The organism is Curvibacter sp. EU05-FHT14A10 (assembly GCF_058791075.1).
In genome coordinates, this window is the sequence record NZ_JBYTDE010000002.1 from 418315 (window position 1) to 432407 (window position 14093).

Genomic DNA, 14093 nt, shown 5'->3' on the forward strand with positions numbered 1-14093 from the left:
GATTCAGGAGCCTGGGTGCTGCGCCCCATCATCCAGGTGTGCCAGGCTGGCCTCGTATAGCGCGGCCACCAGGTCGCTCTGCGTGACCATGCCCACCAGGCGGTTCTCGGCGTTCACCACCGGGACCTGGTGCAGCCCCTGATCCGACATCAGCGGGACCAGCTCGACCATGGGCTGCGTGTCCAGCACGGTCCGAACCTGGGGGCTCATGATCTGCCCAACCACCTCAGCCTTGGTGCTGTGGCTGAAGGGCGAAGCCTGCAGCAGGCGTTGCAGGCGCCGGCTCAGACCCGGGTAGCGCCGGGCCTGGGCATGGGCCAGAAAGTCGGCTCGGGTGACGATGCCCTGCACCCGCCGCACCCGGTCGAGCACCGGCAATGCCGGCAAGGCGTGGCGCTCCATCAGGCGCCAGGCCTGGCTCAACTCGGTGGCAAACACCACCGACACCACGTCGCGCGACATGATCTGCCCGCAAGTCACCGAGCCGAAGCGACGGCGAAAGGCTTTCATCTCGGTCTGCAGGAACAGCGCCTCCAGGTCATCGCGGCTGATGTCGAGCACCTGGTTGTAGTCCTGCATCACACGGGCCAGGTCATCGGGCCGGAACCCCAGCCGGGCTGAGGGGCGCAGGTCCTCCGTGTGGTGCACGCTGCGGGCATCCGGCAAGGCGGTGTGGGGGTAACGACGGCCCACCGCCTTGTTGTAGAGCACGGCGATGAGCAGTAGCAAAGCCGTGTTCAAGCCCACGGGGGTGAGCACGAAGCCATAGCCAGCCTGATGCACCGGCGCACCGCCCAGCACCGCCGTGAGCGCCACCGCCCCCGATGGCGGATGGATGCAGCGCAGCGCAAACATGGCCGCAATGGCCAGGGCAATGGCCAGCGCCGCCGCCAGCACCGGGGCATCGACGAAGCGCGCACAACTCACCCCGACCAAGGCCCCCACCAGGTTACCGCCCACGATGGACCAGGGCTGTGCCAAGGGGCTGGAGGGCACCGCGAACAGCAGCACGGCCGAGGCCCCCATGGGCGCGGCCAACCACAAGGCGCCCATGTTGGTGCCCAGGGCCCAGGCGCTGATCAGGCCCGTGAGCAGGATTCCGATCAGGGCACCAGCACTGGCGCGCAGGCGTTCCATGGGGTCGACAGGGGATGCGGCAGGCCACTGGCGCTGCAGCCAGCTGAAGAGAGACGTGTTCATGGTGCGGAAAGTAGGCCGACCGTGGGTCGGCAAGTGATTCAAGCCCCGGGCGTGCTTCGACAAGCCCAGCGCCGGGCGACGGATTACATCACAGCGCGATATATAATTTCAAGCCGATTGAAAAGCCCTGAGAAGCCTTGAAAAGCCCCATGACTGCACCACCCGCCCCTGAGCCACTGCACAAGCGCGACTACGAAGCACTGTCCGAATTTCGCTATCAGCTCAGGCGCTTTCTGCGCTTCAGCGAAGACGCCGCCCAATCCGAAGGGCTCACGCCCCAGCAATACCTGCTGATGCTGCACGTGAAAGGCACACCCGGCCGCCACTGGGCCAGCGTGGGTGAACTGGCCGAACGCCTGCAGACCGTGCACCACGCGGTGGTCGCCCTGGTGTCGCGCTGCGAGACCGCTGGCCTGGTGGAGCGCCAACCCAGCGCCACCGACCGGCGCCAGGTGCAGGTGCACTTGAGCGAGGCGGGCGAGCAATGCCTGGAGCGCCTGGCGGGTCGCCATCGGGCCGAGTTGCAATCGCTGTCAGGGGTGTTCCAGGTGGCCCATATTTCAGCCTTCAATGACCACCAGGGCGGCTGAGGTCGACCCTTTTTTTGCCTTTTAAGTTGCATAAAAGATGCATTTGAATTTCACAACCGATCAGGTGCCCAGATGACAAGCCCCCGTGTGATCCCCATCCAGCCAGACACGGCCCAAGACCCAGAGCCGGAAATGGTCTCGCTCTATGCCAGCCAGGCGAAGGTCTACCCGCGCTCCGTCAGCGGACGCTTTGCTCGCTGGCGCTGGGTGATGGTGTGGCTGACCCAGTTGTTCTTCTATGGCCTGCCCTGGCTGAACTGGAATGGGCGCCAGGCCGTGCTGTTCGATCTGGGGGAGCGGCGCTTCTACATCCTGGGGCTGGTGATGCAGCCGCAAGACTTCATCTACCTGGCCGCCTTGCTGGTGATCGCGGCGCTTTCGCTGTTCTTCTTCACGGCGGTGGCTGGGCGGCTGTGGTGCGGCTACGCCTGCCCGCAAACGGTGTACACCGAGATCTTTCTGTGGATTGAGCGCCGGGTGGAGGGTGACCGCCAGGCCCGCATGCGCCTGGACGCCGCACCGTGGTCGGCCCACAAGCTCGGCCGCAAGGCGCTCAAGCAGGCCTTGTGGGTGGGCGTGGCGCTGTTCACGGGCTTCAGCTTTGTGGGCTACTTCACGCCGGTCCGTGTGTTGAGCAGCGAGCTCGCGCTGGGTGCGTTCTCGCCCTGGGAATGGTTCTGGGTGCTGTTCTATGGCCTGGCCACCTACGGCAACGCGGGCTATATGCGTGAGCAGATCTGCAAGTACATGTGCCCCTACGCCCGGTTCCAGAGCGCGCTGATCGACATGGATTCACTGGTGATCGCCTATGACACCCGGCGCGGCGAACCCCGTGGCTCACGCCCACGCAAGGCCGACCCGGCCAGCCTGGGGTTGGGCAGCTGCATCGACTGCACCCTGTGCGTGCAGGTCTGCCCCACGGGCATCGACATCCGCCAGGGCCTGCAAAACGAGTGCATCGCCTGTGCCGCCTGCATCGACGTGTGCGACGACGTGATGGGCAAGATGGGCTACCAGCCCGGGCTGATCCGCTACAGCTCGGGCCACGCCATGGAGCAGCAACTGCCCCGCTCGGCCCTGTTGCGGCGGGTGTTGCGCCCCCGCGTGCTGATCTACGCCGGACTGCTGTCGCTGACCTGCCTGGGCTTTGCGCTGAGCCTGGTGCAGCGGCACGACTTTGCGGTGAACGTGATCAAGGACCGCGGCACACTGGCCCGCCAGGTGGGGCGCGGTGGCATCGAGAACGTGTACCGGCTGCAGGTGATCAACAGCACCGAGCAAGCCCATGAATTCAAGGTGGAGGTGCTGGGCCAGCCCGGGCTGACGCTGGCCAGCGAGCCCGGGCTCAGCGTGCCGGCCACCGGCATCGGCACCCTGGCGCTGCGCCTCAACCTGGAGGCCGGTGAAGCCGAAAGCCATCGGGGACAGGTGCTGCCGCTGCAATTGCGCATCACCCGTGAAAGTGGCCAGAACGGGCCCGCCACGAGCATCACGGAGAAGACCACCTTCGTGGTGCCCCGCTGACCCGGACGGCCCCGGGGCCGCTTTCGCCCTTCAGGGGCGGCGCGGCGCCTTCATGGGGGCGCCGGGGCCTGGGCCCACACGAAAGCCGCCCCCAGGTTCATGCCCCAGCGGCCCCCCCATGCCGTGAGGACCGGGGCCATGCGGGCCGGGCTGCGTCAACAGATCGAAAATGGTTTTCTGCTTTGCGTCCAGCGTGTCATAGAAGGCCTGGGTGCGCACCTGGCCGGCTTCGAGTTGTTGCAAATGCTGATCCAGCAGGTATTTGTGGTCGCGCAGTTGCGAAATGGCCCGGGCCATGCGCTCCGGTGCGCTCAGCTCGACAGGGGGCTGGCCCTGCGGCACGTGGGCGGCCTGCCAGGCCTGGTGTTGCTCCATGCCTTGCTTCAAGGCCTGCAGCTCAGCCGCAGACCAGGTGTCCCATGCACTCTTCTGCTCGGGGGACAGGCTCAGCTTGCGCTGCAACTCGCTCAAGCGGAACTGCGCATGCTGCAGCTCATCATGGCGATGGGGCTGCAGGGCCGGTGTCGGGCCCAAGGTGGGCCCCACTGCGGGAGCAGGAGCCGTCTGGGCCTGGGCCAGCGTGAGGTTCATCAGCAGGGCGGTGCCCAGGGCCAGCAGCGAGGGGCTGGATTTTCGAATCGACAACATCTTCAAACTCCCTGAAAAGGTACTGGGTTCAAAGCTTAATGGCCGCGTGTTACCTGGGCGTTAACACTTGCACAAGCTCAGGTATCGATCTCGCAAGGCCGCAGAAACAGGGCCCGGAGGCACTCAACCGCGCAGCGCAAAGCGGATCGGAAACTCAACCCAGCTGGCGATCGCCTGATCGCCGCTTCGGGCCGGTACAAAGCGCCAATCCCTGACGGCCCGCATGGCCGCATCGTCGAGCAAGCGGTAGCCGCTGCCTCGGGCCAGGCGGACCTCACCGGGGCGGCCCTCGCCATCCACCCAGACACGCAACCAGACCACGCCAGCGATCCCCTGCTCGCGCATCGCCAGCGGGTAATCGGGCGGCGGGTTGTAGGCATAGTCGGGACGAGCGCCCACATGAGGCTCGGTGGTCTGAACGGCCGCGGGGGCGGTGGCGACGGTGGGGGCGATGCGGGGTGCCGGCGCCGACGCGGCCGGCGTGCCCTGCCCCGCCGAGACCAGGGGGCCGGAGGGCGGGCCTTCGGGCATGGCCTGGCTCTGCGGACCCGGGGCAGGCTCCACCTGCCAGGGCGCCTCACTGTTCGCCTGGCGCCAGAATGGCCGCTGCGGAGCACTGGAGGGCCGGGCGGGACGGGTCGCTGGCCTGGGTGGGCTGGACACGGGATTCAAGGCAGCGTGGTTGACCTGGGCCGGTGGGGGCGCCACCCAGACCAGCGCCAAGGGCGCCGATCCCCGTGCGCGATCGACCGGCGCCAATCGGCCCCCAAGCTGAAGCAGGCCCAGCAGCGCCAGCCCATGCATCAGCAGAGCCATGCCCGCCGCCACCCACTCGCGACGCCGTTGCCTCGGCGTCATGCCCGAACCTCTCTGGCCGGTCCTTGCGCTGGCCGCTTGCTCCGGGGTTGGCGCAAGGGCGCCACCACCAGTGCCCCATGGCGATCGGTGAAGCAACTCAGGCTGACGCCGTACAGCGCCTCCAGCGCCGGCAGCGCCGGTGCTGTGGCGGGCAGATCGGCCACCAGGCGGCCCTGGCGGATCAGCAGCAGACGGTCAAAGCCTGCCAGGGCCTGATTGATGTCGTGAAGAATGGCCACCAGGGCGTGCTGTCGTGCGCTGGCGTAGCGGTCCAGGCTGTCAAGCAGCTCACACTGCAGGCCCGGGTCCAGCGCCGCCAGGGGCTCATCCACCAGCACCAGGCCCTGCTGGCGGTCCCACAACTGGGCAAAGATGCGCGCCAGTTGAACCCGCGCCTGCTCGCCCCCTGACAAGGTATCGAAACGCCGCCCCAGCAGGTGGCCGGCGTGGGCCAGCCTGGCCGCATCCTCCACGATGCGGGCCCGCTGCGGGTCGTGCGTGCGAGCCACCCGCCCCAGGCCGATCACCAGTTCGGTCTGCAGGCCGAAGGCCACGTCGCCCGCCTGGGGCAGCACGGCCCGGTGCTGGCTCAGCTCGGCCAATGGCCAATCGGCCGTGGCTCGGCCCAGGAACAGCACCTGCCCACCGGCTGGCCGACGCTCGCCCGAAAGGAGCTTGAGAAAGGTGGATTTGCCCGCCCCGCTGGGCCCCAGCACGGCGATGCGTTCGCCCGCAGCCACTTGCAGCGAAAAAGGCCCGAAGCGCTGCTCGCCCACGACGAAGGTGGCGGCCTCCAGGGTCAACAGCCGGCTCATGCCATCCGCCCGCGCGCCCCGCGCAGCAAAAACAGAAAGAACGGGCTGCCCAGCAAGGCCGTGAAGATGCCCACCGGGACCTCTGCCGGGATGACCACGGTGCGCGCCAGCGTGTCGGCCACCAGCAGCAGCAGGCCCCCCATCAGCAAAGACAGCGGCAAGACCCGGTGCTGATCGCCCCCCACCCAGACCCGGACCAGGTGCGGGGCGATCAGGCCGATGAAACCGATCATGCCGCACCAGGCTACCGAGAACCCGGCCAGCACGGCCACCAGCACAATGACCCGGCTGCGCAGACGCTGCACATCCACCCCGACATGGGCCGCAGCGGCTTCGCCCAGGGCCAGGGCATTCAGGGCGCGAACGATCTGTCGCAAAGGCCAGGCGGCGGCCAACAACAAGGCCCCCATCAGCAGCACCAGCCCCCACTGGGCCCCGGCCAGTGAGCCCAGAGTCCAGAACGACAGGCTGCGAAGTTGCTCGTCCGTGGCCAGATAGGTGCACAGGCCGATGATGGCGGCAGCCAGGGCATTCAGGGCCACGCCGGTCAGCAGCAGGCCCGAGATGGACCCTGGCGTGATCCAGCGAGCCACACGGTCCAACGTGAAACACACCCCCAGCGCACCCGCAAAGGCTGCCGCCGGCAGGCACCAGACACGCCACGCCAGCGGCAATGCCAGCACCGGGCCCGAGACCAGCACGATGGTGAGGGCCGCTGCGCAGGCGGCCCCTGCACTCACGCCCAGCAAACCGGGATCGGCCAAGGGGTTGCGGAACAGGCCCTGGGTCAAAGCCCCAGCCAGCCCCATGCTGGCGCCCACCAACAGGGCAAACACCGCCCTGGGCAGGCGGATGTGCCACAGCACATAGGCCCCACCGCCCAAACGGGGCGGCGCGTAGGTGCCTGCGCCTGCGGGCGCCAGCAGAGCCCACCAGTCATGCCCACTCACAGGCACGGCGCCGGCTTGGGCGGCCAGTACCCCAGCCAGCAGCAAGGCGGCCCCCAGCACCCGTGCAGGCGACGCCCGCCAGCGCGCTCCGCCCCTTGCCGTCCAAGTGACTGGCGCACTCATGTCTTCATCGCCCGGCCGATGGCCTTGTCCAGCGCCGCCACGGCGGCAGGCAGACGGGGCCCAAAGCCCAGCAGAAACATGGCTTCCAGGGCCAGCACCCGCCGCTGCTGCCCTGCCGGGGTCTGTGCCAGACCGGGCAGCCGAAGAATGCCGTCCACCCCGCCTGCGGTGCTCAGGCCCTGGTCGGTCAGCAGCACGAGGTCTGGCTGGGCCGCAATGACGGCTTCGGGCGTCAGGGGCTTGTAGCCGCTGACGCCGGTGATGGCGTTGCGGGCCCCCACGTAGTCGAGCATGGCCTGGGCACTGGTGTCGGCACCAGCCACCAGGATCTGGTTGGGCGCATGGGCCAGCACAAACAAGACGCGGGGTGGCTTGCCAGCCCGCTCAGCGATCTGTGCCTGGACCCGGGTCCACTGCTGAACCAGCGCTTGCTGCAGCGCCCGGGCTTCGGCCACCCGGCCGGTCAGCTCGCCCAGACGCTGAACTCGCTCACACAGGCCCTCGAAGCGGTGCCTCGCCGGCAGCACCGAAACCTCGACACCGGCGCTCGTCAATTGCCGGATCACGCCCGGGGGACCTGCATCCTCGGTGGCGATGACCCGCGTCGGCGCCAGCGCCAGCACCCCTTCGGCCGACAACGTGCGGGCGTAGCCCACACTGGGCAGCTTCTGGGCCGCCTCCGGAAACAACGAGGTGGTATCCACCCCCACCAGCTCGGCCTGGGCCTGCAGGGCAAACACGATCTCGGTCAGCGCCCCGCCCACACTGACAATGCGCTGCCTGGCCGGCGCGGCACGGGCCGATGATGTGAACCATGCGGCAGCCAGCAAACCACCTTGCAGACAATGGCGGCGTCGGGGGAGTAACCCACCGAGGCCTGTGATCGGGGACATCACACCAGGCATGGGCGGCGCTCCTCGGTCAGGGTGTCGAGCAGGGCCCGCCACTCGCAACGCTCGGCCTGCCCGGGTTGGCGGGCGCCAAACAGCATGGCGATGCTGTCGCCCTGGCTGTCGAACAGCTCCAGCGAGCTGACCAAACCGTCCAACGTGGGCTTTCTGACCACCCAGGCGCTGGCAATGTGGTCCTCGCGCAGGTGCAGGTTGAAGCCCGGGTCCAGCACATTGAGCCAGGGGCCCATCAGCACCACCTGACGCACCGGGCCGGTGTGGATCTGGAGGGCGCCGGGATTGCCCACGAAGACCATGATAGGTAAGCCCTGCGCGGCAGCGGCCTGCAACAGACCTTGAGCATCTTCGGGCTGCACGGCCTGGGCAAACCGGGGGTCAGCCAGGCGCAGGGCCTGGGTGCGCGTGGTGCCAAAAGCCCTCAGCAGGCCCACGAAATCATGGGTGTCGCGCAAGCGGCCCCAGGCCTGACGCAGGCCGGCCACATCGATGTCTGCGTCAGACCGCTCAGGCTCGCATGGGGGCGGCGCCTGCATGCCCAGGCGGGCAGTCTGGTCGGGATCGGCCAGCCCCTGCACCAGGCGGGTGTAGGCTGGCAGATCGCTGGCGGAGCGCAGAAATACCTTGTGCAAGGCCATGCCCGCGGCATCGAAGAACTGCAGGCTGCGCTGCACGCCCTGAGGGGTCTGCTCCTGGACCGCGAAACCATGGGCCCAGGCCTGGTAGTACAAGCGCAGGTCGATGTCGGGGCCCAGCACCAGGCCGACCTGTTCGTGCAGGGAGGGGGGCTGGTAAGTGCCCGTTTTCTCGTGCACACAGGAGGCATTGCGGGTCAGGGCCATCACCTCGCCCAGGGTGGGCAAGGCCTCGACGATGGCCGGCCACTGGGGGCGCAGGCGGGTGGCGCTCAACCAGGCTTGCGGATCGGCGTGCGGCAGGCCAGTGTGCGCCGCGATCAACTCGCACTCGGACACACACAGTTGCTGGGCGATGTCTCGGTGGCGGGCCTTGCCGTCGTGCCGCAGCAGGCGAAAGGCGTCGCGGAGGGTCTGGGGGGAAGCGTTCATGAGTGCTCCTGATTGAGGGGGGCAAGGTGCCGAGTCGGTGGCTGGCGTCAGTGCGCCGAGGCGCCCAAGGCCGTGGCCGTGGCCTGATCGGGGCTGCGGTGGCCTTGTTCGCGCCGATGCCGGATCTCGCCCAAGCCAACGCCCGCCAGGGTGTAGGCCTGGGCAAAGCCCGCCACATAGGCGCCACTGAGGGGGCGCAGGCGATACAGGTGAAAGTCGGTCAGCTTGCGCAGCATCGCCATGAAGGCACCGAACTGCTCGACAAACTGATCCAGCGTCCGGTCAAACTCGGCGCTGCCGCGGGGGCACTCGGTGGCAGCACACTGCAGGGTCAGGCGACGCCGCGCAAACAGGTGCCGGGCCTGGTCCTCGCTCTCGATGAACATCACCGAGCAGCGGCCGCTGGCCGCCAGGTTGGCGGTGTGGGCAGACAACTCGCTGGTGTAGACGTAGTAGCTACCCTGGTGCTCGACGTAAGCCGCATAACTGGCCTCAGGCTCGGCGTCGGCATTGCAGGTGGCCAGATGCAGGCTCTGGAACAGTCCTGGGAACTGCCGGCATTCATCCAGTACGGCCACGAGGTCGGGGAGGTGGGACATGGCGGATCCTTTCTTCAGAAGTCGTAACGAACAGAGACCTGGGCGTTGCGCCCCGGTGCGGTATAGGCCTCGGCCACCGTGCTGCTGGCGGCCAGGCCGCTGACATCAGACCAACGCCAATACTTGGCGTTGAAGACGTTGTTCAGGTTGGCATTCAGGGTCACCTGGGGTCGCACTTTCCAGTGCCATCCCAGGTCCAGCACGTTGTAGGCGGGTGGGGCAAACTGGGCCGCACCGGTCGAGATGTCGCTGCGGGCCTTGCCGGCGCTGTGAGTCAAATGCGCGCGGGCACCCCAGGTGGCCTGCTCGTGGCGCAGGCCCAGGACCAGCTTGAAGGGCTGCACCGTGTCCAGCGGGGTTTTCACACCGTTGGCTTCGCTGTGACCCTTGGCATAGGCCAGGCCGGCGGTGCCCGTCCAGCTTCGGCTCAGCGTCCACTCCGAGCGCGCCTCCAGGCCATGGATGCGGGCGTTGGCGAGGTTGATGTACTGAAACACCGTGGGGTTGGCCGCTGTGCCGGCGCCACTCACAGCCTGTTGGCTGATGAAGTCGCGGTAACGGTTGTCATAGGCCGCCACCGAATAGCGCACCCGATCCAGCCGGCCGCGAAAGCCCAACTCGAGGCTGTCGGCGTGCTCGGCCTTCAGTTGGGCATTGCCGACGGTGGTGTAGCCCGAGGCCAGGTTGCTGAAGCCGTTGTTGACCTGGTCTGGCGTGGGGGCCCGAAAGCCCTTGGCCCACTGGCCATAGGGCGCAAAGGCAGGTGCCCATGGCCACACCACCCCCAAGCGCGGTGTGACAGCTTGGCCAGACAGGCTGACAGCCGTGCCGCTGTAGCCCGCGGTGGACGGTGAAAGCTTGTAGTGATCGAAGCGCAGGCCAGGGATGATGCTGAACGCCCCAGCCTGGATCTCGCTTTGCACAAAGGCGCCAGCCAGCACGTGGTCGGTGTCCGGGAAAGGCTTGGTCGGAAAGCTTTCACCGTAGGGTGGCACCGTGCCGTCGCGCACCCCGCTGATCTTGCTGCGGCTCCAATCCGCGCCGTAGGTCAGGCGCTGGTTAAGCCAGCCCGTCAGATTGCTTTCGGCCAGGGTCGAGAAACCGGCCACCTTGCTGCGGTAGGTGGTATCGCGGGTTCGATCCGCTGCGGTGTAGCGGTCTTCAGCGCCGTATTGGCTGACCTTGGCGTCCTGCCAGTAGACGCGGGTTTCGGCGCGCTGAATGGCCAAGGCATTGAGGTCGTTGAAGCGATGCTCCAGTGAGACTCGGTTGCGTTCGATGCGGTCGCGCGCATCCAGATCGATGACACTGGTCGAACTCAGTGGCGCCACGCCCCGGGCCGAGTAGACCTCGGTGTCCTGCTGGCGCTTCTGGGTTTCGAAGGTAAAGCCCAGTTGCTGGGTCGGGTCGATTTTCAAAAACGCCTTGCCCAGCAGGTAGCGGTTGTTGTAATCCACCGGGTTGGGGGTGGTGCGGTTGGCATTCAAGACATCGTTGCTGCCCTGGTTGCCCACCTCGTGGCCCTGGCGGTAACTGCCCAGCAGCATGCCTTGCCAACGCTCATTGGCGCCGGCCACCCCCAGGGTGTTGGACCAGGACCGGTCGATCGACGCATAGCTGGAGCGCGCAAAGCCCCCCACGGTCTGTCCCGGCTTGAGCAGGTCACCCGGGTCGAGGGTACGAAAGCTGACTGCGCCGGCCAGCCCATCGCTGCCGAACTGGGTGGACGCAGGGCCCCGCAGCACTTCGACGGTCTTGATGCCATCGACGTCGAGGTAGTCACCCCGACCGGAGGCAAACGAGCCGAACGAGAAACTGTTGGGCACGCGGATGCCATCGACCAGCATCAGCACCTGATTGCCTTCGAGGCCGCGGATGTTGATGCCCTCGTTGCCAGCCCGACCCGTGGAAGCCCCCGCAGCGGTGAAGCGGGTGGGCGCGGCCCGCACGGACACGTCGAGTTCGTCACGGAACACATCCTTGAGGTCGCGGGCGCCGCCTTGTTCTATTTGGGCGGCCGGGGTGACGGTCACGGTGGCGGGCACCTTGTCCACCCGCCGCTCCGAACGGGTGGCACTGACCGTGATCTCATCGAGGCGGGTGGCCTCGGCCGGTGTCGGTGGTGCGGTCTGGGCCAGCAGCAGGGTCGGGGCCGTGCCCCAGACCATGCCCAGCGCCAACGCGAGCTTCTTCTTGCGCAGCATGGTGGTTCCTAAAACGAAGTTCAGGCACTGGCTGGCAAGCGCTTGCTGGTGCAGAGAGTGAGACGATTCGCAGCTTCGCCGACGGGTCTGGCCCCGGAGGGCAAGGGAGACGAAGACTGGACGCCGGGCGATTCTTCCGGCGTTGCTTGCATTCTAGATGAGATTCATTCTTATTTGCGACACATTTGAAGTCGACAATCTTTCTCCACGGAATCTTCTCAAATGACAATGGTTATCATTCAGAATCTGATAACCCCCTTGACCACTCCACGCCGCACCGGCCTGCCCCTCCCGAATGCCATGAAAACGCCAGCCGCCAGCGCCCCCCTTTTGTCGACAGACGCCGCCCGGGCCAAACGCCGCCACCAGACCTATTCGCGTTTTGTCCACTGGGTGCGCAAGACCCATGGCTGGATCGGGCTGTGGGGCGCCTTGCTGGGCCTGGTCTTCGGCTTGAGCGGCATCTGGCTGAACCACCGGACCGTGCTCAAGCTGCCCTTGAACCAGCAGAAAAGCCATGCTCAGATGGCCTTGGCCGATCCGCCGCCCAGTACCCCCGAGGCCATGGGCCAGTGGCTGGCCCCCGCCCTGGGCCTGTCCGGGCCGCCGAACAGCGTGCGCATCGACCCAGCCAAAGCCTTGCCCTGGGCCGAAAAGAACAGCGATGCCCCGCGTCAACCGGAGCGTTGGGTGTTCAACTTCGGTGGCCCGAGCGAAACCGTGCAGGTGGAGTACTGGAAAGGCAATCGATCGGTCGGTATCAACACCACGCAGCACGGCTTCATCGCCGCTCTGACCAACCTGCACAAGGGCACAGGCATGACCGTGCCCTGGATCCTGCTGGTGGACACGATTGCGGGCAGCATGGTTTTTTTGTCCATCTCAGGCGTGATCCTGTGGGTGCAGATGAACCGCCGAAGAGCCCTGGGGGTGGGCATCTTCAGCGCCTCGGTGCTGACCGCACTGGGCATGGTCCTGACACGGCTGTAGGCCAGCCCGCAAGCAGACCCATCGGATCTGTTGGACCCGTTGGACCCATTTCAGGGGCCTGCCTCGCTCCATGCCCGAAGGCCTGTTCTTTCAGTTTCTTGAAGGCCGACAGACATGAACCCACCCCGGCGAGGCAGGCCTGTTTTTGCCAACTCGTGAGGCGCTCTTCACACTGAGTGCAAGCCTCGGCGTCGCATCATGTCCCGGCTCATGTCGGCGTTTGACGCCTCGTTGCCCAGTTGGCACGCCGCAGGGTAGGCCACTTCGTCTTCCGCCTGCAGGTGGGCCCGGTACAGGCTCACAAAGGCCTGCAACTCCAATGCCCTGCCCTGGCCAGCGGCCACCTGTTCCAACTGTTGCCGCAGCCCCGCCCAGGCCGGCACCATGTCACGGTGCTCCTGTTGCAAACGCCCTGCCAACGCCACCCAGGCCGGATCTTCGCTATGCAGCAGCAGCGGAAACACATGACGCTCCTCGTCCTCATGATGCAAAGGTGCGGCCAGGTCAAAGTAGCGCATCACGTCGCGAGCGGCCTGCGCCGCCTGGCCGTCGGGCCCGTGCTCACGCAGGTGGGCCTGCAAGCGCTCCAGCAGGTCGAGCATGCGCTGCACCTTGTCATGGCAGGCCCCCAGCATCTCGTAAGGGGCGGCAAAGCCGGCCTCGGGCGCGGGGCGGCCGGGCAGCAAAGAAGCGTTGGCAATACGGACGGTGGGGGTCATGGCAGGCATGGCAGGTGGCTGGAAAGTCGATCATGCGGCAAACCGTGGCCGCATGAGCCCTCTCATGCGCAGGAACAGGCCCCTTCGCATGCAGCGACCACCGGCGCGGCGGCCGGCTCAAACTGCGGAAACAGCACGTTGTTTTCGAGGTGAATGTGCTGGATCAGGTCGTCATGAAACTGCTGCAAGCCGGCATACAGTGCTTGCCAGGTGTTGCAGGCGCCAGCCGGCGGCACCATGTCATGGGCCAGCGCCAGCATGCGTGCCAGCTCGGCGCCATGGGACACATGCTCGTGGCGCATCATGGCGATCGGTTGCGGCACAAAGGGATTGCCACCGGCCTTGAGCATCGGAAACAGCACGTTCTCTTCCTTGGCCATGTGGTCCAGCAGCTCCTGTTCCATGTGCTCCAAGTGATCGGCCAGGCCGGCCGGGGCCTCGGGGTGATCGCGGTGCACGGCCTCGACCCGCCGCGCCATGCGGATCAGTTCGGGCAACTGTTGACGGTGCACCGCATGAAAGCGCTCCAGGATGTGGTCGACGAGGGCAGGTGCGGGTTGCGGGGCTGCCGGCTGGTCTTCGCGCTGCAGGCTCTCCAGTTCGCGCAAAAGGGCCGTCAGGTCCAGGCTCTTGTCCTGTGCCGCCTGGCGCAGGCTGATCTGGCCCCCGCAGCAGAAATCAAGCTTCAGACGCCGAAAGACAGCCGTTGCGCCGGGCAGTTGCACGGCGATACGGCCCAAGGCCTGTTCGGCCAGCCCATTGACGCTGGCCTGGTTGGCAGAGGGTTCGAGCGTGGCGGTGTTCATGCAAAGGTCCTTTTTAAAATGCATTATTTGCACATCTTAAAAAATATAAACATGCATGTCTAATGTATTTTTAAAACCCTGTCTGGATCGGG

At 66.6% G+C, this 14093-nt stretch carries 14 protein-coding genes; 3 read left to right on the top strand and 11 right to left on the bottom strand.

Annotated elements, in window-relative coordinates; genetic code table 11:
- Nucleotides 1-3: 3 nt before the first annotated feature.
- Nucleotides 4-1200 carry an HPP family protein gene (locus AC3WUT_RS05035; RefSeq protein ID WP_492345975.1) on the bottom strand — a complete coding sequence of 399 codons (1197 nt, stop codon included), beginning with the start codon at nucleotides 1198-1200 and terminating at the stop codon, nucleotides 4-6.
- 149 nt (nucleotides 1201-1349) lie between these two features.
- On the opposite strand from AC3WUT_RS05035, the gene AC3WUT_RS05040 reads away from it, so the two are divergent.
- Together AC3WUT_RS05040 and ccoG are read left to right on the top strand one after the other, a co-directional pair.
- The gene (locus AC3WUT_RS05040) at nucleotides 1350-1790 is read left to right on the top strand and encodes a MarR family winged helix-turn-helix transcriptional regulator (RefSeq protein ID WP_492345976.1); all 441 of its coding nucleotides are present in this window, start codon (nucleotides 1350-1352) and stop codon (nucleotides 1788-1790) included.
- Between the two features lie 72 nt (nucleotides 1791-1862).
- On the top strand, nucleotides 1863-3314 hold the full coding sequence (gene ccoG, locus AC3WUT_RS05045) for a cytochrome c oxidase accessory protein CcoG (RefSeq protein ID WP_492345977.1): 1452 nt from the start codon (nucleotides 1863-1865) through the stop codon (nucleotides 3312-3314).
- Between the two features lie 30 nt (nucleotides 3315-3344).
- Here the strand turns inward: ccoG and AC3WUT_RS05050 are convergent, their stop codons facing one another.
- From AC3WUT_RS05050 to AC3WUT_RS05085, 8 genes are all read right to left on the bottom strand, one after another.
- Nucleotides 3345-3962 (bottom strand): hypothetical protein, encoded by a 618-nt coding sequence (locus tag AC3WUT_RS05050; RefSeq protein ID WP_492345978.1) that lies wholly within the window; start codon nucleotides 3960-3962, stop codon nucleotides 3345-3347.
- A 123-nt stretch (nucleotides 3963-4085) separates the two neighbouring features.
- Entirely contained in the window at nucleotides 4086-4820 is a 735-nt protein-coding gene (locus AC3WUT_RS05055; protein WP_492345979.1) for an energy transducer TonB, read from the bottom strand.
- A complete protein-coding gene (locus tag AC3WUT_RS05060; RefSeq protein ID WP_492345980.1) occupies nucleotides 4817-5635 on the bottom strand; it encodes an ATP-binding cassette domain-containing protein in 819 nt (272 codons plus the stop codon). Before AC3WUT_RS05060 ends, AC3WUT_RS05055 begins: the two co-directional genes overlap by 4 nt.
- Nucleotides 5632-6708: a FecCD family ABC transporter permease gene (locus AC3WUT_RS05065; RefSeq protein ID WP_492345981.1), complete on the bottom strand. Its 1077-nt coding sequence runs from the start codon at nucleotides 6706-6708 to the stop codon at nucleotides 5632-5634. The genes AC3WUT_RS05060 and AC3WUT_RS05065 overlap by 4 nt, the downstream gene beginning before the upstream one ends.
- Complete coding sequence (locus AC3WUT_RS05070; RefSeq protein ID WP_492345982.1) at nucleotides 6705-7538, bottom strand: heme/hemin ABC transporter substrate-binding protein; 834 nt, start codon at nucleotides 7536-7538, stop codon at nucleotides 6705-6707. Before AC3WUT_RS05070 ends, AC3WUT_RS05065 begins: the two co-directional genes overlap by 4 nt.
- A 62-nt stretch (nucleotides 7539-7600) precedes the next feature.
- Complete coding sequence (locus AC3WUT_RS05075; RefSeq protein ID WP_492345983.1) at nucleotides 7601-8683, bottom strand: hemin-degrading factor; 1083 nt, start codon at nucleotides 8681-8683, stop codon at nucleotides 7601-7603.
- A gap of 47 nt (nucleotides 8684-8730) precedes the next feature.
- Complete coding sequence (locus AC3WUT_RS05080) at nucleotides 8731-9282, bottom strand: HugZ family pyridoxamine 5'-phosphate oxidase (RefSeq protein WP_492345984.1); 552 nt, start codon at nucleotides 9280-9282, stop codon at nucleotides 8731-8733.
- Nucleotides 9283-9296: 14 nt separating this feature from the next.
- A complete protein-coding gene (locus tag AC3WUT_RS05085) occupies nucleotides 9297-11486 on the bottom strand; it encodes a TonB-dependent hemoglobin/transferrin/lactoferrin family receptor (RefSeq protein WP_492345985.1) in 2190 nt (729 codons plus the stop codon).
- 300 nt (nucleotides 11487-11786) lie between these two features.
- Here AC3WUT_RS05085 and AC3WUT_RS05090 point away from each other — a divergent pair, with 300 nt between their 5' ends.
- A complete protein-coding gene (locus AC3WUT_RS05090) occupies nucleotides 11787-12476 on the top strand; it encodes a PepSY-associated TM helix domain-containing protein (protein WP_492346166.1) in 690 nt (229 codons plus the stop codon).
- A gap of 167 nt (nucleotides 12477-12643) precedes the next feature.
- Here the strand turns inward: AC3WUT_RS05090 and AC3WUT_RS05095 are convergent, their stop codons facing one another.
- Both AC3WUT_RS05095 and ytfE read right to left on the bottom strand, forming a co-directional pair.
- Entirely contained in the window at nucleotides 12644-13195 is a 552-nt protein-coding gene (locus tag AC3WUT_RS05095; RefSeq protein WP_492345986.1) for a hemerythrin domain-containing protein, read from the bottom strand.
- A 62-nt stretch (nucleotides 13196-13257) separates the two neighbouring features.
- On the bottom strand, nucleotides 13258-14001 hold the full coding sequence (gene ytfE / locus AC3WUT_RS05100) for an iron-sulfur cluster repair protein YtfE (protein WP_492345987.1): 744 nt from the start codon (nucleotides 13999-14001) through the stop codon (nucleotides 13258-13260).
- Nucleotides 14002-14093 lie beyond the last annotated feature (92 nt).

Coding starts and splice junctions, on each gene's coding strand:
- ccoG (WP_492345977.1), top strand. CDS start 1,863: ATGACAAGCCCCCGTGTGATCCCCATCCAGCCAGACACGGCCCAAGAC.
- AC3WUT_RS05075 (WP_492345983.1), bottom strand. CDS start 8,683: ATGAACGCTTCCCCCCAGACCCTCCGCGACGCCTTTCGCCTGCTGCGG.
- AC3WUT_RS05035 (WP_492345975.1), bottom strand. CDS start 1,200: ATGAACACGTCTCTCTTCAGCTGGCTGCAGCGCCAGTGGCCTGCCGCA.
- AC3WUT_RS05055 (WP_492345979.1), bottom strand. CDS start 4,820: ATGACGCCGAGGCAACGGCGTCGCGAGTGGGTGGCGGCGGGCATGGCT.
- AC3WUT_RS05040 (WP_492345976.1), top strand. CDS start 1,350: ATGACTGCACCACCCGCCCCTGAGCCACTGCACAAGCGCGACTACGAA.
- AC3WUT_RS05065 (WP_492345981.1), bottom strand. CDS start 6,708: ATGAGTGCGCCAGTCACTTGGACGGCAAGGGGCGGAGCGCGCTGGCGG.
- AC3WUT_RS05050 (WP_492345978.1), bottom strand. CDS start 3,962: ATGTTGTCGATTCGAAAATCCAGCCCCTCGCTGCTGGCCCTGGGCACC.
- AC3WUT_RS05060 (WP_492345980.1), bottom strand. CDS start 5,635: ATGAGCCGGCTGTTGACCCTGGAGGCCGCCACCTTCGTCGTGGGCGAG.
- ytfE (WP_492345987.1), bottom strand. CDS start 14,001: ATGAACACCGCCACGCTCGAACCCTCTGCCAACCAGGCCAGCGTCAAT.
- AC3WUT_RS05080 (WP_492345984.1), bottom strand. CDS start 9,282: ATGTCCCACCTCCCCGACCTCGTGGCCGTACTGGATGAATGCCGGCAG.
- AC3WUT_RS05090 (WP_492346166.1), top strand. CDS start 11,787: ATGAAAACGCCAGCCGCCAGCGCCCCCCTTTTGTCGACAGACGCCGCC.
- AC3WUT_RS05095 (WP_492345986.1), bottom strand. CDS start 13,195: ATGACCCCCACCGTCCGTATTGCCAACGCTTCTTTGCTGCCCGGCCGC.
- AC3WUT_RS05085 (WP_492345985.1), bottom strand. CDS start 11,486: ATGCTGCGCAAGAAGAAGCTCGCGTTGGCGCTGGGCATGGTCTGGGGC.